At 67.4% G+C, this 21,930-nt stretch carries 20 protein-coding genes; 10 read left to right on the top strand and 10 right to left on the bottom strand.

All coding sequences use genetic code 11. The features are described 5' to 3' along the window. Positions 1-23: 23 nt before the first annotated feature. The 3 genes from ABIC35_RS16395 to ABIC35_RS16385 all read right to left on the bottom strand — a co-directional run bounded on the left by ABIC35_RS16395 (position 24) and on the right by ABIC35_RS16385 (position 4,909). Positions 24-788 (bottom strand): DsbA family protein, encoded by a 765-nt coding sequence (locus ABIC35_RS16395; RefSeq protein WP_121073145.1) that lies wholly within the window; start codon positions 786-788, stop codon positions 24-26. Next, on the bottom strand, positions 788-2,167 hold the full coding sequence (locus tag ABIC35_RS16390; protein ID WP_121073147.1) for a M48 family metalloprotease: 1,380 nt from the start codon (positions 2,165-2,167) through the stop codon (positions 788-790). Before ABIC35_RS16390 ends, ABIC35_RS16395 begins: the two co-directional genes overlap by 1 nt. Before the next feature lie 108 nt (positions 2,168-2,275). Next, positions 2,276-4,909, bottom strand: a complete 2,634-nt coding sequence (locus ABIC35_RS16385; protein WP_220667326.1) for an Rne/Rng family ribonuclease — start codon at positions 4,907-4,909, stop codon at positions 2,276-2,278. A 501-nt stretch (positions 4,910-5,410) separates the two neighbouring features. Here ABIC35_RS16385 and ABIC35_RS16380 point away from each other — a divergent pair. From ABIC35_RS16380 to ABIC35_RS16350, 7 genes are all read left to right on the top strand, one after another. Then, on the top strand, positions 5,411-6,304 hold the full coding sequence (locus ABIC35_RS16380; protein WP_354278524.1) for an N-acetylmuramoyl-L-alanine amidase family protein: 894 nt from the start codon (positions 5,411-5,413) through the stop codon (positions 6,302-6,304). Between the two features lie 65 nt (positions 6,305-6,369). Continuing rightward, on the top strand, positions 6,370-8,871 hold the full coding sequence (locus ABIC35_RS16375; protein WP_121073151.1) for a penicillin-binding protein 1A: 2,502 nt from the start codon (positions 6,370-6,372) through the stop codon (positions 8,869-8,871). An 81-nt stretch (positions 8,872-8,952) separates the two neighbouring features. After that, a complete protein-coding gene (gene prfB, locus ABIC35_RS16370; protein ID WP_121073154.1) occupies positions 8,953-10,080 on the top strand; it encodes a peptide chain release factor 2 in 1,128 nt (375 codons plus the stop codon). Between the two features lie 2 nt (positions 10,081-10,082). Beyond that, positions 10,083-10,850 (top strand): class I SAM-dependent methyltransferase, encoded by a 768-nt coding sequence (locus tag ABIC35_RS16365; protein WP_121073156.1) that lies wholly within the window; start codon positions 10,083-10,085, stop codon positions 10,848-10,850. 171 nt (positions 10,851-11,021) lie between these two features. Continuing rightward, positions 11,022-13,847, top strand: coding sequence for an isoleucine--tRNA ligase (gene ileS / locus ABIC35_RS16360; RefSeq protein WP_121073158.1), 2,826 nt, complete (start codon positions 11,022-11,024; stop codon positions 13,845-13,847). Further along, positions 13,847-14,368, top strand: a complete 522-nt coding sequence (gene lspA, locus ABIC35_RS16355) for a signal peptidase II (protein WP_121073160.1) — start codon at positions 13,847-13,849, stop codon at positions 14,366-14,368. Before ileS ends, lspA begins: the two co-directional genes overlap by 1 nt. Next, complete coding sequence (locus tag ABIC35_RS16350) at positions 14,361-14,774, top strand: DUF3035 domain-containing protein (RefSeq protein ID WP_121073162.1); 414 nt, start codon at positions 14,361-14,363, stop codon at positions 14,772-14,774. The genes lspA and ABIC35_RS16350 overlap by 8 nt, the downstream gene beginning before the upstream one ends. A 242-nt stretch (positions 14,775-15,016) precedes the next feature. On the opposite strand, the gene ABIC35_RS16345 is transcribed toward ABIC35_RS16350, so the two are convergent. The 4 genes from ABIC35_RS16345 to ABIC35_RS16330 form a co-directional block, all read right to left on the bottom strand. Continuing rightward, a complete protein-coding gene (locus ABIC35_RS16345; protein ID WP_121073164.1) occupies positions 15,017-15,808 on the bottom strand; it encodes a TorF family putative porin in 792 nt (263 codons plus the stop codon). Between the two features lie 229 nt (positions 15,809-16,037). Further along, entirely contained in the window at positions 16,038-16,502 is a 465-nt protein-coding gene (locus tag ABIC35_RS16340; RefSeq protein ID WP_121073166.1) for a RidA family protein, read from the bottom strand. A gap of 42 nt (positions 16,503-16,544) precedes the next feature. Beyond that, positions 16,545-17,156 carry an HAD family hydrolase gene (locus ABIC35_RS16335; RefSeq protein ID WP_121073168.1) on the bottom strand — a complete coding sequence of 204 codons (612 nt, stop codon included), beginning with the start codon at positions 17,154-17,156 and terminating at the stop codon, positions 16,545-16,547. After that, positions 17,153-17,407 carry a DUF3572 domain-containing protein gene (locus tag ABIC35_RS16330; RefSeq protein WP_436286786.1) on the bottom strand — a complete coding sequence of 85 codons (255 nt, stop codon included), beginning with the start codon at positions 17,405-17,407 and terminating at the stop codon, positions 17,153-17,155. Before ABIC35_RS16330 ends, ABIC35_RS16335 begins: the two co-directional genes overlap by 4 nt. Before the next feature lie 46 nt (positions 17,408-17,453). On the opposite strand from ABIC35_RS16330, the gene ABIC35_RS16325 reads away from it, so the two are divergent. Continuing rightward, positions 17,454-17,831, top strand: a complete 378-nt coding sequence (locus tag ABIC35_RS16325; RefSeq protein ID WP_121073172.1) for a response regulator — start codon at positions 17,454-17,456, stop codon at positions 17,829-17,831. Positions 17,832-17,919: 88 nt separating this feature from the next. On the opposite strand, the gene rpmG is transcribed toward ABIC35_RS16325, so the two are convergent. After that, entirely contained in the window at positions 17,920-18,087 is a 168-nt protein-coding gene (gene rpmG, locus ABIC35_RS16320) for a 50S ribosomal protein L33 (RefSeq protein ID WP_010125625.1), read from the bottom strand. Positions 18,088-18,338: 251 nt separating this feature from the next. Between rpmG and ABIC35_RS16315 the strand changes: the two genes are divergently transcribed. Then, positions 18,339-18,833 carry a Dps family protein gene (locus ABIC35_RS16315; RefSeq protein WP_093298386.1) on the top strand — a complete coding sequence of 165 codons (495 nt, stop codon included), beginning with the start codon at positions 18,339-18,341 and terminating at the stop codon, positions 18,831-18,833. 52 nt (positions 18,834-18,885) lie between these two features. Here ABIC35_RS16315 and ABIC35_RS16310 read toward each other — a convergent pair whose 3' ends face one another. Next, positions 18,886-19,197 (bottom strand): hypothetical protein, encoded by a 312-nt coding sequence (locus tag ABIC35_RS16310; RefSeq protein WP_121073174.1) that lies wholly within the window; start codon positions 19,195-19,197, stop codon positions 18,886-18,888. Between the two features lie 80 nt (positions 19,198-19,277). Then, positions 19,278-20,114 carry a metallophosphoesterase gene (locus tag ABIC35_RS16305; RefSeq protein ID WP_121073176.1) on the bottom strand — a complete coding sequence of 279 codons (837 nt, stop codon included), beginning with the start codon at positions 20,112-20,114 and terminating at the stop codon, positions 19,278-19,280. Between the two features lie 120 nt (positions 20,115-20,234). Between ABIC35_RS16305 and ABIC35_RS16300 the strand changes: the two genes are divergently transcribed. Then, entirely contained in the window at positions 20,235-21,812 is a 1,578-nt protein-coding gene (locus ABIC35_RS16300; protein ID WP_121073178.1) for a cisplatin damage response ATP-dependent DNA ligase, read from the top strand. Positions 21,813-21,930: the final 118 nt, after the last annotated feature.

Below are 21,930 nucleotides of genomic sequence, written 5' to 3'. Positions count from 1 at the left end.
TCAGCTTTGCGTGTGCGTGGGCCTTACTTCGTCTTCCGCGCGATGGCGACGGCATCCACCAGTGCCTGATAGTCGCGCGCGCCGTAGAGGATCTGCTTGCCGACCACCCAGGCGGGCGTGCCATTCATCGCCAGCTTGACGCCGAGCCGGTGGTTGGCGTCGATCTCCTTGGCGATCGCATCGCTATTGGCGAGCTTCTGCGTAGCGGCAGGATCGAGCCCGGCCTTGGCCAGCGCGTCGCTGATCGATGCATTGCTCGGGCCATCGCTGGCGAACATCGCGTCGTGGAAGGCGCGGAACTTGCCCTGTTGCGCCGCAGCCAGCGCGAAGCGGGCAGCGACCACGCTCGCCTCGCCCAGCACCGGATATTCGCGATACACGACGCGGACGTTCGGATCCTTGGCGATCAGCTCGGCCAGGCCGGGCAGGCTCGCGCGGCAATAGCCGCAGGCATAATCCATGAACACGGTGACGGTGACGTCGCCGTTGGGATTGCCCGCCCAGGCGCTGGCGAAGGGCGTGGTCAGCGCGGGCAGCGCGGCGGGGAGGGACGCCTGCGCATTGTCCTGCGCCTTCGCCGCCTCGGCATTTTCCTGCTGCTGGAGCTTCTCCATCATGTCGCGCAGGATCGAGGGGTTTTCGAGCAGATAGCCGTGGACGATCCGCTCCACCTGCGCCTTGTTGCCGCCGATTCCCGGCAGCAGCGCCTGCAGCCCCAGCACGACCAGGCCGCCGAGGACCGCGGCCAGCAGCAGCGCGCTGGCGAAAAAAAGCCTCGATCGCGTCATTACTGGAGATTGCGTCCCTTGTTGCGCTTGTCGTCCTTCATCGCCTGTTCGGAGACCATCGCGATGTCCTGCGCGCGGATCCATTCGGGCGAGCCTTGCGGCAGCCCACCCATCGCCCGCCGCGCGCTGACCATCGCGGTGCGCGCATCGCCGATCAGATTGGCCCGCTCGGCGGTGGCGAGCGCGGTGCGCGGCTCATCGCCCTCGCGATCATAGACGGTGCCGAGGTTGATCCACGCAAAGGGATTGTCGCGGTCGCGCGTGAGCGAATCGCGGAGCACCTGTTCGGCTTCCTTGAGGTTCGCCTTGTCCTCGGTCGCGACCAGCGCGTGGCCGAAGGTGCTGGCGATCAGCGGAGAGTTGTTCGAGAGCTGCGTCGCCTTGCGCAGCGGATCGAGCGAGGCCTGGGGCTGGCCCGATTCGAGCAGGATCTGGCCCTGCAGCTCGAGGAAATAGGGGTCGTTGGGCGCAAGCTTCACCAGCGCCGCGGTTTCCTCGGCGGCCTGCTCGGGATAGCCCGACTGGTGATAGGCATAGGCGCGCGCATAATGCGCCGGGATCGACTGGTCGGTCTTCGGGTAGATCCGCAGCGTCTTCTTGGGATCATTGGTATAGCCGCGCAGCTTGGCCTGCACGCGCTTGAAGCGGCGCTCGAGATCGGGGTCGAGCGGCTTGGTCCAGTTGGGCGAGCCTTCAAGATCCGCCTTCAGCGTCTGGACGCGATCCTGCGACATCGGGTGGGTCTGCGCAAACGGATCGACCTCGGGATCGGTGCTGTAATAGCCGTAGCGATGCATCTCCTGCGTCAGCTTGTCGAAAAAGCTGAGCATGCCCTTGCCGGTGATGCCCGCGGTGTTCAGGAAGCGCACGCCCGCCGCGTCGGCCGAGGATTCCTGCACGCGGCTATAGGCGAGATATTTGCCGATCGCGGCGCGCTGGCCGGCCATCAGGATGCCGGTGCCGGCCTCGGCCGAACCCGCCGCCATCGCCGCGGCGCCGAGCAACAGGCTGAGGATCGAGATGTTGCCATAGCCGCCGTCGCGCTGGAACACCGCGTGTCCGCCGACGATGTGGCCGATTTCGTGGGCGACGACGCCCTGGACCTGATTGGCGGTATCCGCCGCGTCTATCAGGCCGGAATTGACATAGACGATCTGGCCGCCCGCAACGAAGGCGTTGATCGACGGGTCGCCGATCAGCACGACCTTGCCGTTGGCGGGGTTGAGCCCGGCGGCGGTGAACAGCGGCTTGGCCATGTCGGCCAGCAGCGCCTCGGTCTCGGCGTCGCGGAGCACTGATTGCGCCATCGCCGGGCGCGACGCGAACGCGGCGAGGCCGAGCATCGCGAGCAGCGTGGCCAATCGGTGGATGCGCGCCATGTTCGATACTCCCCGGGGACTCGTTTCGAAGGGCTGCCCTGGCAACAACGCCCTGAACCTACACTGAAAGCCCCGGCGCGACCGGGCTGGTCGCGCCGGGGATCTTCCTCAGGCGCCGAAGGTCCGCTGCCACCAGCCGCGGCGGGGCTGGCCTTCCTCGGCCGATGCTTCCTCGGCGGCCGGGGTCACGTCCTGCGCGACCGCTGCCTCGACGGCGGGTGAGTCGGGGGCCGCTTCGGCCGCGACATCCGCCTTCTTGCGGCGGGTGCGCTTGGGCTTGGCAGGCGCTTCCTCGACGGGCGTCTCGACGGCGGCCGGCGCGGCTTCCGCCTCGACATCCGCCTTCTTGCGACGGGTGCGCTTCGGCTTGGCCGGCGCTTCCTCGGCGGGTGCCTCGACGGCGGCCGGGGCGGCCTCCGCTTCAACGTCTGCCTTCTTGCGACGGGTGCGCTTGGGCTTAGCCGGGGCTTCCGGCTCGGCCTCTACCGCTGCCGGGGCAGGGGCTGCTTCGGCGACGGGCTCGGGCGCGGCGACGGGCGCTTCGGCTTCTGCCGGCTCGCCCTCGTCCTCGGCTGCCTGCTCGGCACCCTCTTCACCGGCACCGCGACGACCGCCGCGACGGCCGCGACGACGGCGCTTGCGGTTGCGCTCGCCTTCCTCGCGCTGGGCTGCGGTTTCCTCGGTCTCGGCCACTGCCTCGACTTCGGCCGGCTCGGCCTCGTCTGCCTCGACGTCGCCATCGGCGCCTTCGGTCTCGACCTGCTCGTCCTGGCCTTCGCCTTCCTCGCGACCACGACGGCCGCGACCGCGACGGCGGCGACGGCGCTTGCCGCGGCCTTCACCCTCACGCTCGCCGCGCTCCGGGCGTTCCCCACGCTCGCGCGGCTCGGCGGCTTCGGCTTCGGCCTCGGCTTCGAGCTCTTCTTCCTCTTCCTCGATCTCCTCGACGAAGTCTTCTTCCGGCTCCTCGAGCAGCGGCTCGATCTTGGGCGCATAGGCCGGCGGCGGGCCCGAGGCCTCGACGGTCATGCGCGCGCCTTCCAGCTCGCCGTCCGCCTCGACCTCGACCAGCACGCCGTAGCGATCCTCGATCTCGGCCAGTTCGCCGCGCTTCTTGTTGAGCACGTAGAAGGCTGCTTCCTGGCTGGCGCGCAGCAGGATCTGCGAGCCGCGGCCGCGGGCTGCCTCGTCCTCGATCATGCGCAGCGCGGACAGGCCCGCCGACGAGGCCGTACGGACCAGGCCGGTGCCTTCGCAATGCGGGCAGGTGCGGGTGGAGGCTTCGAGCACGCCGGTGCGCAGGCGCTGGCGGCTCATTTCCATCAGGCCGAAGGGCGAGATGCGGCCGACCTGGATGCGGGCGCGATCGTTCTTCAGCGCCTCCTTCATCGCCTTCTCGACCTTACGGACGTTGGACGAGTGGTCCATGTCGATGAAGTCGATCACGACCAGGCCCGCCATGTCGCGCAGGCGGAGCTGGCGGGCGATTTCCTGGGCGGCTTCGAGGTTGGTCGCGGTCGCGGTCTGCTCGATATTGTGCTCGCGCGTCGAGCGGCCCGAGTTGATGTCGATCGAGACCAGCGCCTCGGTCGGGTTGATCACCAGATAGCCGCCGGACTTCAGCTGCACCACCGGATGGTACATCGCCGACAGCTGCTCCTCGACCCCGGCGCGCTGGAACAGCGGCACCGCATCGGCATATTGCCGCACCTTGCGGGCATGGCTCGGCATCAGGAGCTTCATGAAGTCCTTGGCCTGGCGATAGCCTTCCTCACCCTCGACGATCACCTCGTCGATGTCGCGATTGTAGATGTCGCGGATCGCCCGCTTCATCAGGTCGCTGTCGCCATAGACGAGCGCGGGCGCGGAGGAGGTCAGCGTCTTCTCGCGAATCTCGTCCCACAGCCGGGCGAGATAGTCGAAGTCGCGCTTGATCTCGGTCTTGGTGCGCTGCAGGCCGGCGGTGCGGACGATGCAGCCCATCGAGGCGGGCAGCTTGAGGTCCGCCATGATGCCCTTCAGGCGCTTGCGATCGGCGGCCGAGTTGATCTTGCGCGAGATGCCGCCGCCATGGGCGGTGTTCGGCATCAGCACGCAGTAGCGGCCGGCGAGGCTTAGATAGGTGGTCAGCGCCGCACCCTTGTTGCCGCGCTCTTCCTTGACGACCTGGACCAGCAGCACCTGGCGGCGGCGGATCACGTCCTGGATCTTGTAGCGGCGACGCAGATTCATGCGGCGCTGGCGCAGCGCCTCGGCCTCGTCGCCATTGCCGCCACGACCGCGACGGCGACGGCCGCCCTGCGGCGCGTCCTCGCCTTCCGAGGCTTCCTCGTCGTCATGCGCGCGCTCGACCATCTCGACGCCGTCTTCATGGTCGTCGTGATCATGGTCGTGATCGTGATGATCGTCGTCGTCGTCCCCATCGGCTTCGCGCAGCGCGGCTTCCTGCGCGGCATGCTCGGCCTCTTCGCGGAGCAGGGCTTCGCGATCTTCCTTGGGGATCTGGTAATAGTCGGGATGGATTTCCGAAAAGGCGAGGAAGCCGTGGCGGTTGCCGCCGTAATCCACGAAGGCCGCCTGCAGCGACGGCTCGACCCGGGTCACCTTCGCGAGATAGATATTGCCCTTGAGCTGCTTGCGCTCAGCGGACTCGAAGTCAAATTCCTCGATTCGATTCCCTTTGACGACGGCCACGCGGGTTTCTTCCCGGTGGCGTGCGTCGATCAGCATACGCATGGTCATTGATGATTCTCCGGGCGCGCCGGCACAGTTCCTCGAGGGAATGGGGCGCGAGCGCGCGATACAAGAAGCGCCCCAGACGATCGGCGAGGCCGATCCGGGTAGCGCGGGTTTCAAAAACTGCTGTTGCTGCACGGGCACGAGCGGACCAGCGGTCCCCTTGCTCCACCATCGCCACGCTGCCGGCCGCGAAGGCCTGGCGATGCGGACGGTGGGGAAATTGCCTCATGCGAACGTCAACCTGAACTGTCGCGACAAAGAAGCGTCGCGTGCCTGATCCGGCGCAGTGCCGGAAGCATATCCTGCCTAGCACCGCTATGTCGTTGCGGCAACCGGCTCGGCTTTGGAAGATTTGGGTCCCCCGAGCGCCACAAAGCATTTGGGAGGATTTCGATCCCTGGCCGTAGCAAATGGTTCTTCGCATCCGGTTAACCAAGTCCTCCGCATCAATTTGGAGGCTGGACCGGCCGCGGGCGGGCGCGGCATAGCGACGCCGTGTCCTGGATGCTGTTCCTGATCGCCGGCTGGCTGACCGGTCTGCCCGGCTGGATCGGGCTGGCCGAGCAGGTGCGGGTCGAGGATGGCGCGGTGGTCGTACCCCTGAAAGGCGACGCCGGGCCGCGTTTTGCTTGGCGATCGGAGGCTTATAGCGTCAGCCTCGCCATGCCCGAGCCGGTGGCGGCCAGGGGCGCGCCGCTGCCGCCGGTACAGGGGCCGCCCGGGCTGCCGCTGGTGGTGCTCGATCCCGGCCATGGCGGGCGCGATCCCGGCGCGCCGGGTGTCGACGGCATCACCGAAAAGGCACTGACGCTGGCAGCCGCCCGCGCGATCCGCGACGCGCTGCTCGCCTCGGGCCGCGTCCGCGTGGCGATGACGCGCGACGATGATTCGTTCGTGCCGCTGCAGCAGCGCACCGATATCGGCCGCCGGCTGGGCGCGGCGCTGTTCCTGTCGCTCCACTGCGACAGCGCGGCGGACCCGCTGGCCTCGGGCGGCACGCTCTACACCCTGTCCGAAGTCGCCTCGGACAAGGAAGCCGCGCGGATGGCGGCGCGCGAGAATCGCGCTGATCTGCTCGCCGGCGTCGATCTGGGGAGCGAACGCGCCGATATCGCTTCGCTGCTGATCGATCTCGCCCAGCGCCGCACCATGGGGGTGTCCGCGCGCTATGCCGATCTGCTCGCCCGCGAAGTCGCACCCGCGATGCGGCTGCATGCGCGGCCGCGGCGAATGGCGGCGCTGATGGTGCTCAAGGCGCCAGACATGCCCTCGGTGCTGTTCGAGCTCGGCTATGTCTCCAATGCCGAGGATGCGCAGGCGCTCGGCTCGCCCGAGGCGCGCGCACGGCTCGCCGCAGCGGTGCGCCGGGCGACCGAAATCTACCTCGCCACCCGCTGACCTGGGACAAGCACCGGGCGCGGCTCCCTTTCTTCCGCCCGAAAAGGTGCTACACCGCGCGCCGCATGGCCGACGGCGACACTCCCCCAATTCCCCAGCCCATCGAACGCACGCCCGGCCGCTGGGCGCGGCTGCGGCGGCGCTGGTGGTTCCGCACGCTCGCGATCCTGGCGCTGCTCGCCGGGCTGCTGGTGTTCGCCGTCTGGCTGCTCGTCGCGCGCGATCTGCCCTCGGTCAACAAGCTGCGCAGCTACGAGCCGCAGCTGCCGAGCTATGTCCGCTCCGCCGACGGCGCGCCGATCCATGCCTATGCCCAGATGCGGCGTGTGCAGCTGAGCTATGGCGAGTTCCCGCCGCTGCTGGTCCGCGCCTTCATGGCAGCGGAAGACCGCACCTTCTTCTCGCACCACGGGCTCGATTTCCCCGGTCTGGTGCGCGCGGCGGGCGAGGGCATCCTCCGCGGCAAGACCCCGCGCGGCACCTCCACCATCACCCAGCAGGTCGCCAAGAATCTCGCGGTGGGCAACGAGGCGAGCTATACCCGCAAGCTCAAGGAAGCCATCATCGCCTGGCGGATCGAGGACACTCTGTCCAAGCCGCAGATCATGGAATTGTACCTCAACGCCATCGAGCTGGGGCGCAATTCGGGCGGCGTGGCGGCGGCGAGCGATGCCTATTTCGGCAAGCCGCTCGACAAGTTGAGCCTCGCCCAGATGGCCTATCTGGCGATCCTGCCCAAGGGCCCCGCCAACTACGATCCCGATCGCAACACCCAGCGCGCGCTCGATCGCCGCAACTGGGTGCTCGGCGAAATGCTGCGCAACGGCTTCATCAACCAGGCGCAGCACGACCAGGCGGTCGCCTCGCCGCTCGGCACCGTGCCGCGCCAGACGCCGCGCTTCGAGCGGGTGGGGGGCTATTTCGTCGAAGAGGTCCGCCGCCAGCTCGCCCGCCAGTTCGGCGAGAAGCGCGAGGACGGGCCGTACAGCGTCTATGACGGCGGCCTGTGGATCCGCAGCTCGCTCGATCCCAGGCTCCAGGCCTATGCCCAGCGCGCACTGCGCGACGGCCTGCTGCGCTACGATCGCGGGCGGGGCTGGTCGGGGCCGCTCGGCAAGGTGCAGTTCGAAGGCGATGGCTGGTATTCGGCCTTCGTCTCCAGGAATATCGGCGTCGATTACGACAATTGGCGTGCCGCCGTGGTGATCGCCCGCGATTCGCGCAGCGCCCAGCTCGGCTTCGACGATGGCGACACCGGCACGCTGCCGGAGAGCGCCGCGCAGATGCCGATCCGCGGCAAGGGCGGCCATGCCTTCGATGCGATCAAGGTCGGCGACATCCTCGCCGTTGCGCCCGAGGGCGGCAGCTGGAGCCTGCGCAGCGTGCCCAAGGTGTCGGGCGGCATGGTCGTCGAGGATCCCTCGACCGGCCGCATCCTGGCGATGCAGGGCGGGTTCGATGCCCGCCTCCAGGCGTTCAACCGCGCCACCCAGGCGACCCGCCAGCCGGGCTCGACGATCAAGCCGATCGTCTATGCTTCCGCGCTCGAGAACGGGATGACCCCGGCGTCGATCGTCGTCGATGGCCCGTTCTGCGTGTGGCAGGGGGCGGGGCTGGGCCAGAAGTGCTTCCGCAATTTCGGCAATGCCCGCGGCGCCGGCCCGCACACGCTGCGTTGGGGCATCGAACAGTCGCGCAACCTGATGACCGTGCAGATCGCCAACGCCACCGGCATGGACAAGGTGGTCGATACGATCCAGCGGCTGGGCGTCTCCAGGAATCGGCTGCCGCCGTACCTCTCCTATGCGCTGGGCGCGGGCGAGACGACGGTGCTGCGCATGGTCAACGCCTATTCGATCCTGGTGAACCAGGGCCGCGCGCTAAACCCCACGCTGATCGATTTCGTCCAGGATCGCCGCGGCAAGGTGATCTTCCCGGCCGGCTGGCGCGCCTGTTCGGGGTGCAACGCGCGCGACTGGGACGGCAAGGCGATGCCGCGCCCGATCGTCCGCGCGCGCCAGGTGATCGACCCGATGGTCGCCTATCAGATGGTCCACATCACCGAGGGCGTGGTCCAGCGCGGTACCGCGACCGTGCTGCGCGATCTCAACCGTCCGATGATGGGCAAGACCGGCACCACGACGGGCCCGACCGACGTGTGGTTCGTCGGCGGCACCCCGCAGATGATCGGCGGGCTTTATCTCGGCTATGACACGCCGACGAACCTCGGCGGCTATGCCCAGGGCGGCTCGATCGCCGCGCCGATCTTCAAGGAATTCGCGGTGCCCGCCTATGAAGGGCTGGATCCGCTGCCCTTCGTCGCGCCGCCGGGCATCCGCATGGTCCGCATCGATCGCGCCAGCGGCCGCCCGGTCCAATATGGCTGGCCGACCGACGATCCGCTCTCCTCGATCATCTGGGAGGCCTTCCGGCCTGACAGCGATCCGCGCCGCACCCGCCGCACCGCCAATGTCGAAGCGGCACCCGCCGCGGTGGCCCCGGTGCAGCGCAAGGCCGATCGCCAGGGCGATAGCGACTTCTTGCAACAACAGGGCGGAATCTACTAGCGAGGCCGCCACACCCTATATGGCTTGAGATCGCCGCATCGTCTGTGGTGCGGCCGGCGGATACTTCGGAAGGTTTGGAACATGCGCGCTGAAGCGCAGGCATATGTCGACAAGATCAACAGCGCGCTGGCGCTGCTGCGCCGCTCGCTCGACTGGGACCGCGCGCTGCGCCGCCTCGACGAGCTGAACGCGCGCGTCGAGGATCCGACGCTGTGGAACGACGCCAAGAAGGCGCAGGACGTGATGCGCGAGCGTCGCCGCCTCGACGAATCGATCAGCGCCACCCGCGCGATCGAGAGCGAGCTCAACGACACCGTCGAGCTGATCGAGATGGCCGAGGCCGAAGGCGACGAGGAAATGGCGGTCGACGGCACCGAGAGCCTCCGCCAGCTCGCCGAGCGCTCCGACGCCGACAAGGTCAAGGCGCTGCTGTCGGGCGAGGCAGATCCCAACGACACCTATGTCGAGATCAACGCCGGCGCCGGCGGCACCGAATCGAACGACTGGGCCGAAATGCTCCAGCGCATGTACACGCGCTGGGCCGAGCGCCACGGCTACAAGGTCGAGCTGGTCGACTATCATGCCGGCGAACAGGCGGGCATCAAGTCCGCGACCCTGCTGTTCAAGGGCGAGAACGCCTACGGCTATGCCAAGACCGAGAGCGGCGTGCACCGGCTGGTCCGCATCAGCCCGTTCGATTCGAACGCGCGCCGCCAGACCAGCTTCGCATCCGTCTGGGTCTATCCGGTGATCGACGACAATATCGAGATTGAGATCAACGAGAGCGAGCTGCGCATCGACACCTATCGCGCCTCGGGCGCGGGCGGCCAGCACATCAACACCACCGACTCGGCGGTGCGCATCACCCACTTGCCGACCGGCATCGTCGTGCAGTGCCAGAACCAGCGTTCGCAGCACAAGAACCGCGCCGAGGCCTTCAACCAGCTCCGCGCGCGTCTCTATGAGCGCGAACTGGCCGAGCGCGAAGCGGTGGCCGATGCGCAGAACGCGACCAAGACCGATATCGGCTGGGGCCACCAGATCCGCTCCTATGTCCTCCAGCCCTATCAGCTGGTGAAGGACCTGCGCACGGGCGTGACCTCCACCGCGCCGAGCGACGTGCTCGACGGCGATCTCGACAGCTTCATGGCTGCCGCGCTAGCACAGCGCGTGACGGGCGAGGCCGTCGCGGTGGAGGATGTCGATTGAGCTTGCGCGCGCGGCCCCTGCTGCTCGGCGTGACGCTGCTGCTGGCGGCGTGCGACGGCAGTCCGCGGGGGCTGCGCAACGAGAGCCATGATTCGGCGAACTCGGGCTTCCCGGCGGCCGATCGGCCGGTGGCGACGATCGTCTCCTCGCGCTGGTCGAGCGAGGAAGAGCGCGACCGGCTGAACGAGGCCGGCAAGGTGATGGACCTGGCCGGGATCAAGCCCGGCATGACCGTCGCCGATATCGGCGCGGGCGAAGGCTATTACACGATCCGCCTCGGCCAGCGCGTCGGCGCCAAGGGGCGGGTGGTCGCCGAGGACATCGTCCCCGATTACATCAGCGCGCTCGCCACCCGCGTGGTGCGCGAGAAGCTCGACAATGTCAGCGTGCGGCTGGGCCTGCCTGCCGATCCGCGGCTGCCCGAGAACAGCTTTGATCGCGTGCTGATGGTGCACATGTACCATGAGATCGAATCGCCCTACGAATTCCTGTGGCGGCTGCGCCCGTCGCTGGCGCCGGGCGGGCAGGTGATCGTGGTCGACGCCGATCGCGCCACCGAGAATCACGGCACGCCGCCCGCGTTACTCAAGTGCGAGTTCGCGGCGGTGGGCTATGCGCAGGTCTCGATGCTGCCGATGCCTTCGGCCGGCGGCTATATGGCGGTGTTCGAAGCGCGTGGGGAAAGACCCGAACCGGAGACGATCCGCGCCTGCAAGTCCGGCGCGCACGCCAAGGCGGTGACGCCCAAGCCCAACGGCGCGCACGAGTAGCGCACGCTTAGCCCCTCCCCTTCAGGGGAGGGGTTGGGGTGGGGCAGGGTCTCGCCGAGACCACCAGACGTTCTGGAATCCCTCCACCCCAACCCCTCCTCCAAGGAGGAGGGGCTTAGAAGAAGAGCAGGGATGACTTCCCCTCGCACACCGGCTAATCCCGCGCGACCCATGACTGACGCAACCGACACCCAGCGCGACTGGCGCGACACCGTCTTCCTGCCGAAGACCGATTTCCCGATGAAGGCCGGCCTTGCTGCCAAGGAGCCGGCCATCCTCGAGCGCTGGGCGCGAATTAATCTCTACCAGAAGCTGCGCGAGGCCCGCGCGGGCCGCGAGCGCTTCCTGCTGCACGACGGCCCGCCCTACGCCAACGGCGACATCCATATGGGCCATGCGCTCAACAAGATCCTCAAGGACATCGTCGTCCGCAGCCAGAGCCTGATGGGCAAGGACGCGCCCTATGTCCCCGGCTGGGACTGCCACGGCCTGCCGATCGAGTGGAAGGTCGAGGAAGCCTATCGCGCCAAGAAGCTCAACAAGGACGAAGTCGATCCCGTCGCCTTCCGCGCCGAATGCCGCGCCTATGCGGAAAAATGGGTGGCGGTGCAGCGCGGCCAGTTCGAGCGGCTCGGCATCCTCGGCGACTGGGACGATCCCTATCTCACCATGAAGTTCGACGCCGAGGCGCGGATCGCGGCGGAGCTGCTCAAGTTTGCCGAGAGCGGCCAGCTCTATCGCGGCGCCAAGCCGGTGATGTGGTCGCCCGTGGAGAAGACCGCGCTGGCCGAGGCCGAAGTCGAATATGAGGACATCACCTCGACGCAGATCGACGTGGCGTTCGAGATCACCGAGGCGCCCAACGCGCCCGAACTGGTCGGCGCGCATGCGGTGATCTGGACGACCACGCCGTGGACGATCCCGGTGAACCAGGCGTTGGCGTATGGCGAAGGGGTCACCTACCTCCACTTCGAAGCGAGCGACGGCCGTCGATACGTCGTCGCGTTCGATCTGATCAGCAAGTTTTTGGCTAGAACAGGTCTTCAGTTCGCGGGCGGCCAATTCGACGCAGCTGACATCGCGGGTGAGGTCAACGCCGTGGCTGACAAGCAGGTGGTGGGCTCGCAGCTCTCCGGCGCCGTTGCCCGCCACCCGATGCACGCGCTCGGGGGGTTCTTCGCCAAGCCGCGGCCGTTCCTGCCCGGCGACTTCGTCACCACCGATGCGGGTACCGGTCTCGTCCATATGGCGCCGGACCATGGCGAGGACGACTTCCTGCTGTGCAAGGCGCACGGCATCGATCCGGTCTTCGCGGTCGATGGCGCCGGCATGTACCGTGCCGACTGGCTGTGGCTCGGCGGCCAGGGATCGGTGATCAACAAGAAGTTCGTGAGCGCCGAAGGCCCGATCTGCTCGGACCTGCGCTCCGCGGGCGCGCTGCTCGCCGCCTCGGACGACTTCCAGCACAGCTATCCGCACAGCTGGCGGAGCAAGGCGAAGATCATCTTCCGGGCGACCCCGCAGTGGTTCATCCCAATGGATAAGCCCACGCCCGCCAAGGGCGAGGGCGCCGCGGACAGCAACGCTCCCACGCTCCGCGAAGTCGCGCTCGATGCGATCGAGCACACCCGCTGGGTGCCCGAGCGCTCGATCAACCGCATCCGCGCGATGGTGGAGGGCCGCCCGGACTGGGTGATCAGCCGCCAGCGCGCCTGGGGCGTGCCGATCGCGCTCTACGTCAACCGCGCCACCGGCGACTATCTGCGCGACCCCGTGGTCAACGCCCGCATCCTCGACGCCTTCCGCGCCGGCGGGGCCGATGCCTGGTTCCAGGCCGACCATCAGGCGCTGCTCGGCCCCGATTACCGCGCTGAGGACTATGAGGTCGTCACCGACATTCTCGACGTGTGGTTCGACAGCGGCTCGACCCACAGCTTCGTGATCGAGGCGCGCTACGGCGAGGGCGTCCGCGCCAACCTCTATCTCGAAGGCTCGGACCAGCATCGCGGCTGGTTCCAGTCGTCGCTGCTCGAATCCTCGGGCACCCGTGGCCGGGCGCCCTATGACGCGGTGCTCACCCATGGCTTCGCGCTCGACGGCCAGGGCAAGAAGATGTCCAAGTCGCTCGGCAACGTCGTCGATCCGCTGAAGATCATCGGCGAGAGCGGCGCGGACATCCTGCGCCTCTGGGTCGCCCAGACCGACTATTTCGACGACGTCCGCATCGGCAAGGAAGTGCTGGCCGGCACCGGCGACGCGTATCGCAAGATCCGCAACACCTTCCGCTATCTGCTGGGCGCGCTCGACGGGTTCGGCGAGGCCGAGAAGGTCGCGGTGGCCGACATGCCCGAGCTGGAGCGCTATGTGCTCCACAAGCTGGCGGCGCTCGATGCCGAGCTGCGGTCGGCGGCGGAGGCGTTCGAGTTCAATCGCTATGCGCGCGCGCTCGGCGACTTCATGAACGAGGACCTCTCGGCCTTCTTCTTCGATATTCGCAAGGACTGCCTCTACTGCGACGCGGAGAGCGATCCCAAGCGCCGCGCCTATCGCACCGTGCTCGACGTGCTGTTCCACGCGCTCGTCCGCTACGCCGCGCCGATCCTCGCCTTCACCGCCGAGGAAGTGTGGCAGAGCCGCTATCCGAGCGAGGACGGATCGGTCCACGAGCTGGAATGGCCGGTGCTGCCGGAAGGCGCCTCGGTCGAGCATGACTGGACCGCGATCCGCGCGCTCCGTCAGACCGTCACCGAGGCGATCGAGCCCTATCGCCGCGAGAAGAAGGTCCGCTCCAGCCTCGAGGCCGAGGTGACCGTGCCGACGCTGCCGATGCCGGCCGAGGAGCTCACCGAGCTGTTCATCGTGTCCAAGGTCGATCAGGCAGTCGATGTCACGGTGACGCCCACCGATCGCCACAAATGCGGCCGGTGCTGGCGCCATCTTCCCGAAGTGACGCAGGATGGGGCATTGTGCGACCGTTGCGCAGAGGTGGTGTCGTGATGAAGCAGGTTCGCCTCTATGGCTTCGCCGCGGCGCTGGCGGTGTTCGTGCTCGACCAGCTCACCAAGTACATCGTCACCGGCCCGCTCGGGCTGGTCGTGCAGAATGATTCGCTGACGCTTCTGCCGATCTTCGACTTGCGCTTCGTCAAGAATATCGGCGTGTCGCTGGGCCTGCTCTCGGCCAACAGCCCGACGATGCGCTGGCTGCTGGTGCTGATGACCGCGTGCATCGCGGTGGGCGTCTGCGTGTGGATGCTGCGCGAGAAGAAGACCGGTGACGTCGTCGCGCTCGGCCTGGTGCTGGGCGGGGCGTGCGGCAACATCCTCGATCGCAGCCGCCTCGGCTATGTCGTCGATTTCGCCGATCTGCATTTCGGCGAGTGGCGCCCCTTTTTGGTCTTCAACGTGGCCGATGCCGCGATTACCATCGGCGTGGTGATCCTGCTGCTTCGTGCCCTGCTCGTTCGCGACAAGAACCCCAAGTCGCCTGCCCCTGTGGAGAAGAAATTCAATGCGTAAGTTGATCCTCGTCGCGACCGGCGTCGCCCTGGTGGCCTCGCTCTCGGCGTGCGGCAAGAAGGGGTATGATCGGGCGCGTCCGGACGAGTTCGCGGTCGCCCGCCAGGCACCGCTGGTGATTCCGCCGGACTTCTCGCTGCGTCCGCCGCAGCCGGGTGCGGCGCGCCCGCAGGACACCAATCCGTCCGACCAGGCGCTCGAGGCGCTGTTCGGCGGCACCGCGGCGCGCAGCCAGGCCGAGACCGCGACGCTCGACCAGGCGGGCGCGGCCAGCGCCGATGCCGGCGTGCGGAGCAATGCCGGCAGCCCCGCGACCACCGTGGTCGACAAGGGCCGCACGACCCAGGACATCCTCAAGTCGCCCCAGGGCGATAACAAGGATGCGAGCGTCAAGACGCCGCAGTAAGCGCGCGCCTTCGGGCACAACGAAAAGCGCCGGTCCGCACGATGCGGGCCGGCGCTTTTCGTTTGGCGGATGCTACACTTGAGATGCGCGTTCCCCTCCCGCTTGCGGGAGGAGCTAGGGGAGGGGATGGCGATCGCCCGGTGGCGCCCTCAACCGTCAGCCCCCAAGCGGGAGGGGCACGATAGGCGCGGCAATCGGGAGCGGCCCTCGCCGCTCCCGCGCCCCTGCCCCAGGCCGTGCGATCAGAAGCTGACGCCGATCGATCCCAGCACGCTGCCCTTGGCGGCATCCTTGCCGGTGGGCGTGATGAACTTCACGTCGGTACCCACATAGGAGACCCCGAGCGTAAGGTTCTTCCAGGTATAGGCCGCGCCCACCGCCCAATCGGTATATTCCTTGCGTTGGATCGGGACGAGCCAGCTGGGTCCGAACGTGTGGCCCAGGTGGCCCGTCAGGCTGATCGGCGTCTTCGGGATCGCGGCCGAAAGGTCGCCGGCAAGATAGACATTGTCCTCGTTCTTCAGCGTGCCGGTCTGGCCCTGATCGAGGGAGAGCGCCTTCTGCTTCGGCGCATAGTTCACTGTCGCCTTCGCAGTTACCGGCCCGATCGCGTAGGAAACCGAAGCATAGGGCTCGATGAAGTCCGACGAGCTCTTGTCGCCGGCGAAGCCGGGGCGGGTACCCGGATAGACATAATAGAGCGCCCCGACATCGACGGTCACGCCGTTCTTGAAGCTGTGCTTGAAGCCCGCGATCAGATCGAGCTCCTGGTGCGCGGTGCCGTGGGTGGTGACGTAGTCATCGATCGAGGAGCCCCAGGCGGAGACGTAGAAGCCCGACGCATGGCTGATGGTCAGGCCGCCCTGGACGGCGAAGTTGCCGTCGGTCTGCGAAATGCCGCGGAACTTGTAGTCGCTGATCACCGTCGCGGTGCCGTTCAGCGTGATCGCCGGGGCCGGGGCCGTTTCCTGCGCGAAGGCGGGCGCGGTCGTGGCGAGCAGCAGCGCGCCGAGGCTGATCGAGGAGAAGCGCATGGAATCCCTTTCAATGGAAACTAAAGGGTTCCTCACCTGCTGCAATCGGCATCGCGTTGTTCTGGGCTCTACGACCCGGCGACTTCCGATTTGCAACAAAAGATTGCCCGATCGTACGGGCTGCGCACAATAGTCTTCCGTTTAAGGGGCGGGCGTTTGTTACAAACTGTTGCTCACGGGCCACAGGCGCGCTTCCCGGGCCTCGGGCCGCGGGGAAGCGCGCCCGGCATCAGGCGATTTCGAAGATCGCGTCGACTTCGACGGCGGCACCCAGCGGCAGGGCGGCGACGCCCACGGCGCTGCGGGCGTGGCGGCCGGCTTCGCCGAACATCGCCTGCATCAGCTCGGACGCGCCATTGGCGACCTTTGGCTGGTCGGTAAAGTCGGCGGTCGAGTTCACGAACACGCCGAGCTTCACGACGCGCTTCACGCGGCTGAGGTCGCCGTCGAGTGCCTTCTTGATCTGCGCGACCAGCATCAGGCCGCAGCGCTGTGCCGCTTCGGTGCCGAAGGCGATGTCGCGGTCTTCGCCAAGGCGGCCGGTCATCAGCGCGCCATCCTTGAACGGCAGCTGGCCCGAGACGTGGAGCAGCCCGCCGGCTTCGACAACCGGAACATAGGCGGCGACAGGAGCGGCGGCCTCGGGAAGGGCGAGGCCGAGCTCGGCGAGCTTGCGATCGATCACAGTGGTCATTCCCGAACCCAACCACCGGGCGCGGGCAGGGTCAAGGGCCCCTCAGGCCTGAGCGAAGCGCTCCAGGATCCACGCCTGCGCCTCGCGCCAGTCGTCGATGCGGGCATGGGCGTGCGGGGCAGGGGGCACCTTGGGCGCAAGGCTCGGCTCGGCCACCATGTGGAGGCGGAACACGTCGGGCGCATGCTTGGCGACCGATTCGTGGTGCGTGGCGAGATCGTCGACGAACACCGCGACCGAGGCGCCATGCTCCGCCACCAGCCGCGCGACGGGGTTGCCCTTGCCGCCCTGGTTGCACTCCACCCGGTGGACGATGCCGTGATTCGCCAGTTGGGTGATGCGGTGATCGCGGCAATGGTCCTGCAGGTTGGTAAGCACGACGATGTCCGCCACCTCGGCGATCCGGGCCAGCGCCTCGCGGGCGTGCGGCACCAGCGTCTGCCGTTCCATTTCAGCGGGGAAGAAGCCGTCGAGCAGCGCCCACATTTCCGGGCCTTCCAGCGTGCTGCCGTCGCCGCGGCGCCGCATTGCGCCTTCGAACTCGCTGCCGTTGAGCGCGAAGTCGATATCATGGGTGTCGCCCAGCCATTCGCCGAAGTGGCGGACCATGTGCAGCAGGACTTCGTCGCAATCGGTGATCAGCAGCGGTTTCATGCGGATTCCAGCTGGCGGCGGGCATCGACCAGCGCCGCGGGGGAAAGGTCGAGCGCGTCGGCGCAGGCGATCAGGTCGGGCTCGTAGGATTCGAGAAAGCCGATCGCGGCGGCGAGCAGCGCGGGTTCGCCGGCGCGGGCGCGCAGCGTGTCCGGATCGAGTCCGGTAAGGTCCAGCAAGCGGCCGGCTCGGCCGGAATCACTTAGAATCCAGACGAGTGCCTGCAGCGCCACCGTTTCGGGATTTGTCACGTCGCCCGCCATCGCCTAACACCGCCCCGCAGAGTAGAGGTAGCGCGTGCCAAAAAGAGTACTCGTTGTCGAGGACAACGAATTGAACCTGAAGCTGTTCTGCGACCTGTTGCGCGCGCATGGCTATGAAGCCGAGCCGGTCCGCGACGGGCGCGAGGCCGTGCCCAGCGCGCGCCGGTTCAAGCCGCATCTGGTGATCATGGACGTGCAGCTGCCGCACGTCACCGGCTTCGAGCTGATCGGCCAGATGCAGGCGGATCCGGTGCTCGGCCGCATCCCCATCATGGCGGTGACCGCCTATTCGAGCCATGAGGACGAGGAGCGGATCCGCGCGGCGGGCGCGCGTTCCTATGTCGCCAAGCCGATCTCGCTGGCGCGATTCGTCGACCAGGTCGAAAAGCTGATGGCCGAAATCGAGGACTAAGCGATCGATGCAGCGAAAACGCCGGACCCGCGAGGATCCGGCGCGATGCGATCAAACAGCGCGGGCGCGGCCAGCGCGCCCGGCAGCCTTACTTGATCTTCGCTTCCTTGAAGTCGACATGCTTGCGCACGACCGGATCGTACTTGCGGAAGCTCAGCTTCTCGGTCTGGGTGCGCGGATTCTTCTTGGTGACATAGAAGAAGCCCGTATCCGCCGTGCTGACGAGCTTGATCTTTACGGTGGTCGGCTTTGCCATGACCCGGAACCCTTGATTCGTGCGAAAAGAAAAGAGCGGCGCGCTTGTGGCACACCGCTGACAGGGGGGAGCGGATGCGCGAATCGCCCGGGAAAGTCAAGTGTGTTGGCGCCGAAGCGCCCGCGCGCGGCATCGACTCTATCGATCAGCTTGATCGGGTTTATCCTAGGGTATGGCTGTTTCCTTGGGGGAACCGGACCCTATATCCCGATCGTTAGGGCAACGAATCGACCGCCTCAGGAGGAAAACCCATGGCCGAAAATCCCGCACTCGCGACGCCGACCGACCTCAACCGCAACGACACCAAGAGCGTTGCCGATGCCCTGAACAGCGCGCTGGCGGACTGCTTCACGCTGTATTTCAAGACCAAGAACTTCCACTGGCACGTATCGGGCCCGCACTTCCGCGACTATCACCTGATGCTCGACGATCAGGCCGCGCAGATCCTGGGCGTGACCGATGCGATCGCCGAGCGCGTCCGCAAGACCGGCAACACCACGCTGCGCTCGATCGGCGACATCGCGCGCCGCCAGACCATTTCGGACAATGACGCCGAGTTCGTGGCTCCCGGCGACATGCTCGCCGAGCTGCGCGACGACAATCTCAAGCTGGTCGAGAGCTTCCGCGCGGTGAAGGAAGCGGCCGAAGAGGCCAAGGACAATGCCACCAGCGGCATCGTCGACGAATGGACCGACCAGGCCGAAGAGCGCGCCTGGTTCCTGTTCGAGGCCAGCCGCAAGGGCTGAGCCGGGGAGATAGGCCGGCGCGCGCTGCGGGCGCGCGCCGGCCTTTTGCCGCTTATTTGATCGCGGCGAGGTCGGTTTCGACCTTCTTGAGCATCTCGTCGGTCAGTGCGCCGTTCGAGAAAGGCTGCACCGCCTTCAGGCTCATCGCCTTGAACTGGTCGAGCGCCGGGTGCGACGACAGGCCCGGAATGTCAGTGTCGAGCACCGCCTTGGCCTTTTCATCGGCGAGCAGCGTCTCGATCGGCGTATCGAGACCGAACTTGGTTGCGGCTGCCGGAGCGGCGGCCGGCGCGGGGGTCTGCTGCGCCATGGCGGCGGGGCTCAGCATGGCAGCGGCAATCGCGCCTGCGACAAGAAACTTCATCGGAAAAAGCCCTCCCTGGACGGGCGCAATGCGCGCCCGAGCGCGAAGCTAGGGGCGAAATAAGGCAGCTTTGCGAATCCTCAGTGCGCCGCCCCGTCGAAGGTCAGCAGCCAGAAATCGGGCACCGCGCCGATGCGCAGCGGCACGTTGCTGGTGCCGATCCCGGCGGTGACGAGCACGTCGCGGCCAGGGTCGCGGATCAGCCCGCAGACATAGCGCAGGCCATAGTCGGAAGAGGCGGTGATCGGCCCGATCAGCGGCGGTACGATCTGGCCGCAATGGGTATGTCCGGCCAGCACCAGCGGATAGCGGGCGGGGAGCGTTGGGGCGATGTCGGGGGTATGGCTCAACACCACGGTCGGCCCCGGCAGGGCGCGTGCGGCATGGTCGAGCGACTTTTCCCGATATTTGCCATGGTAGAGATCGTCGGCACCGGCGATCGTCAGCACCCCGCGGCGCACCGCATCGTTGCGCAGCACGGTGATGCCCTGCCTTTCCAGCCAGGGCGGCAGATCGGTCTTGTCGAACCGTCCATAATCGTGATTGCCGAGTACCGCGACCACGCCGTAGCGCGCGCGCAGCGCGGCGAGCGGCGCGGTGGCCTCCGCTGCGCCATAGACGCGCGTCGTTACCCGCCGATGCTGCTCGACATCGCCGGCGATCAGCACCAGGTCCGGCCGCAGCGCGTTGACCTGGCCGACAATGCGCGCGAGCCGCGATGGCGGCGTTTCGGGGCCGGCGACATGCAGGTCGCTGATCAGCACGACGCGCATCGGCGCCGCGCCGACAGGCCAGTCGCGCATGTGAATGGTCAGCCGCCGCACGACGGGGTCCCGCATCGCCGTCCATAGTCCGAAGCCAAGGCCGCCCGCGAGCAGCAGGATCAGTACGAGCAGGGCGAAGAGGAAGCGCTTCATGACCCTTCCGTACGCCAAAGCCGAGTGCCGTCGAACCATTCTTTGCTGCGCGTGCGAACGCTTCGACTATGCAGCGCCTCGCCCTAGCGCGACCGGGGCGGCGCCCCCATCTATCTGACCATGCGCGCTTTTGCCGACCTGCTCGACCGGCTGATCTACACCCGCTCGCGTAATGCCAAGCTCCGCCTGATCGGCGACTATCTGCGCGCGACGCCTGATCCCGATCGCGGCTGGGCGATGGCGGCGCTGACCGGCGCGCTCGATCTGCCGGCCGTGAAGCCCGCGCTGCTGCGCGCGATGATCGAATCGCGAGTCGATCCGGTGCTGTACGGCATGAGCCGCGATTTCGTAGGTGACTCGGCCGAGACGATCGCCTTGCTCTGGCCCGAGCCGCAAGTGCCCTCCCCCGAAAGCGCGCCGCTCACCCTCTCGCAGGTCGTGTCTACGCTGGGCGGGCTCTCCCGCTCCGACGCGCCTGCAGTGCTGGCGGCGATGCTCGACCGACTCGAATCCGACGAGCGCTATGCATTGCTCAAGCTGGCGACCGGCGCCTTGCGCGTCGGCATTTCGGCGCGGCTGGCCAAGACCGCGCTTGCCCAGGCCTTCGGGCTTGATGTCGATGCGGTGGAGGAAGTGTGGCACGGCCTGCATCCACCCTATGCGGTGCTGTTCGACTGGGCCGAGGGCCGCGCGGAGCAGCCGCGCGCGGAGGATGTGCCGGTGTTCCGCCCGTTCATGCTCGCGCATGCGCTGGAAGAGACGCAGGTCACGCTCGCCGACTATGCGGCGGAGTGGAAATGGGACGGCATCCGCGTCCAGCTCGTCCATGCCGGCGGCGAGACCCGCCTCTACAGCCGCGCGGGCGACGACATCACCCGCAGCTTCCCCGAAGTGGCGGCGGCATTTGCGACGCCCGGCGTGCTCGACGGCGAACTGCTGGTGCGCGGCGAGGTGCAGGGCGGCGAGGCGGGCAGCTTCAACGCGCTCCAGCAGCGGCTGGGTCGCAAGGTCGTCTCGGCCAAGACGCTGGCGGAGTTTCCCGCCTTCGTCCGGCTCTACGACATCCTGTTCGACGGCACCGAGGATGTCCGCGAACTGCCTTGGCACGCGCGGCGCTCGCGGCTGGAGGCATTCGTACCCGGCCTCGATGCCGAACGCTTCGACATTTCCGCCGTGATCGATGCTGCGGATTTCGCCGCGCTGGAGGAAATCCGCGCGGGTGCCCGCGACGCGGCGATCGAAGGGGTGATGCTCAAGCGGCGCGATTCGCCCTATGTTGCCGGGCGCCGGGTAGGGCTGTGGTACAAGTGGAAGCGCGATCCGCTCACCGCCGATTGCGTGCTGATGTATGCACAGCGCGGCTCGGGCAAGCGCAGCAGCTTCTATTCGGACTTTACGTTCGGCGCCTGGACCGAGACGGGTGAACTGCTCCCGGTCGGCAAGGCCTATTTCGGCTTCACCGACGAGGAGCTGAAATGGCTCGATCGCCATGTCCGCACCCACACGGTAAACCGCTTCGGTCCGGTGCGCGAGACTGACAAGTCGCTGGTGCTCGAGGTGGCGTTCGATTCGATCCACGAATCGAAGCGACACAAGTCGGGGCTGGCGATGCGCTTTCCTCGCATCGCCCGCATCCGCACCGACAAGCCCGCCGCCGAGGCGGATACCATCGCTGGGCTGCGGCGGATGGTGACCTGAGGGGTTCCGTCGACGGTAGCGGGCATGCATCGTCCCGCGGCGATCGGGCGTACCCCGCGTCTATTGGACAAACCGTTGCACAGGAAGCTAAGCCTGTTCTGAGACATGCATCGGTTTG

This window comes from Sphingomonas trueperi, from assembly GCF_040545965.1.
GTDB classification, from domain to species: domain Bacteria; phylum Pseudomonadota; class Alphaproteobacteria; order Sphingomonadales; family Sphingomonadaceae; genus Sphingomonas; species Sphingomonas trueperi_C.
The sequence above is the reverse complement of the archived record's forward strand: the minus strand, read 5'-3'. Positions and strand labels throughout refer to the sequence as shown.

What these genes read in the sequence shown, in the direction of transcription:
- ABIC35_RS16395 (WP_121073145.1), bottom strand. Translation starts at nt 788, where the DNA reads ATGACGCGATCGAGGCTTTTTTTCGCCAGCGCGCTGCTGCTGGCCGCG.
- ABIC35_RS16390 (WP_121073147.1), bottom strand. Translation starts at nt 2,167, where the DNA reads ATGGCGCGCATCCACCGATTGGCCACGCTGCTCGCGATGCTCGGCCTC.
- ABIC35_RS16385 (WP_220667326.1), bottom strand. Translation starts at nt 4,909, where the DNA reads ATGACCATGCGTATGCTGATCGACGCACGCCACCGGGAAGAAACCCGC.
- ABIC35_RS16380 (WP_354278524.1), top strand. Translation starts at nt 5,411, where the DNA reads ATGCTGTTCCTGATCGCCGGCTGGCTGACCGGTCTGCCCGGCTGGATC.
- ABIC35_RS16375 (WP_121073151.1), top strand. Translation starts at nt 6,370, where the DNA reads ATGGCCGACGGCGACACTCCCCCAATTCCCCAGCCCATCGAACGCACG.
- prfB (WP_121073154.1), top strand. Translation starts at nt 8,953, where the DNA reads ATGCGCGCTGAAGCGCAGGCATATGTCGACAAGATCAACAGCGCGCTG.
- ileS (WP_121073158.1), top strand. Translation starts at nt 11,022, where the DNA reads ATGACTGACGCAACCGACACCCAGCGCGACTGGCGCGACACCGTCTTC.
- lspA (WP_121073160.1), top strand. Translation starts at nt 13,847, where the DNA reads ATGAAGCAGGTTCGCCTCTATGGCTTCGCCGCGGCGCTGGCGGTGTTC.
- ABIC35_RS16350 (WP_121073162.1), top strand. Translation starts at nt 14,361, where the DNA reads ATGCGTAAGTTGATCCTCGTCGCGACCGGCGTCGCCCTGGTGGCCTCG.
- ABIC35_RS16345 (WP_121073164.1), bottom strand. Translation starts at nt 15,808, where the DNA reads ATGCGCTTCTCCTCGATCAGCCTCGGCGCGCTGCTGCTCGCCACGACC.
- ABIC35_RS16340 (WP_121073166.1), bottom strand. Translation starts at nt 16,502, where the DNA reads ATGACCACTGTGATCGATCGCAAGCTCGCCGAGCTCGGCCTCGCCCTT.
- ABIC35_RS16335 (WP_121073168.1), bottom strand. Translation starts at nt 17,156, where the DNA reads ATGAAACCGCTGCTGATCACCGATTGCGACGAAGTCCTGCTGCACATG.
- rpmG (WP_010125625.1), bottom strand. Translation starts at nt 18,087, where the DNA reads ATGGCAAAGCCGACCACCGTAAAGATCAAGCTCGTCAGCACGGCGGAT.
- ABIC35_RS16315 (WP_093298386.1), top strand. Translation starts at nt 18,339, where the DNA reads ATGGCCGAAAATCCCGCACTCGCGACGCCGACCGACCTCAACCGCAAC.
- ABIC35_RS16310 (WP_121073174.1), bottom strand. Translation starts at nt 19,197, where the DNA reads ATGAAGTTTCTTGTCGCAGGCGCGATTGCCGCTGCCATGCTGAGCCCC.
- ABIC35_RS16305 (WP_121073176.1), bottom strand. Translation starts at nt 20,114, where the DNA reads ATGAAGCGCTTCCTCTTCGCCCTGCTCGTACTGATCCTGCTGCTCGCG.
- ABIC35_RS16300 (WP_121073178.1), top strand. Translation starts at nt 20,235, where the DNA reads ATGCGCGCTTTTGCCGACCTGCTCGACCGGCTGATCTACACCCGCTCG.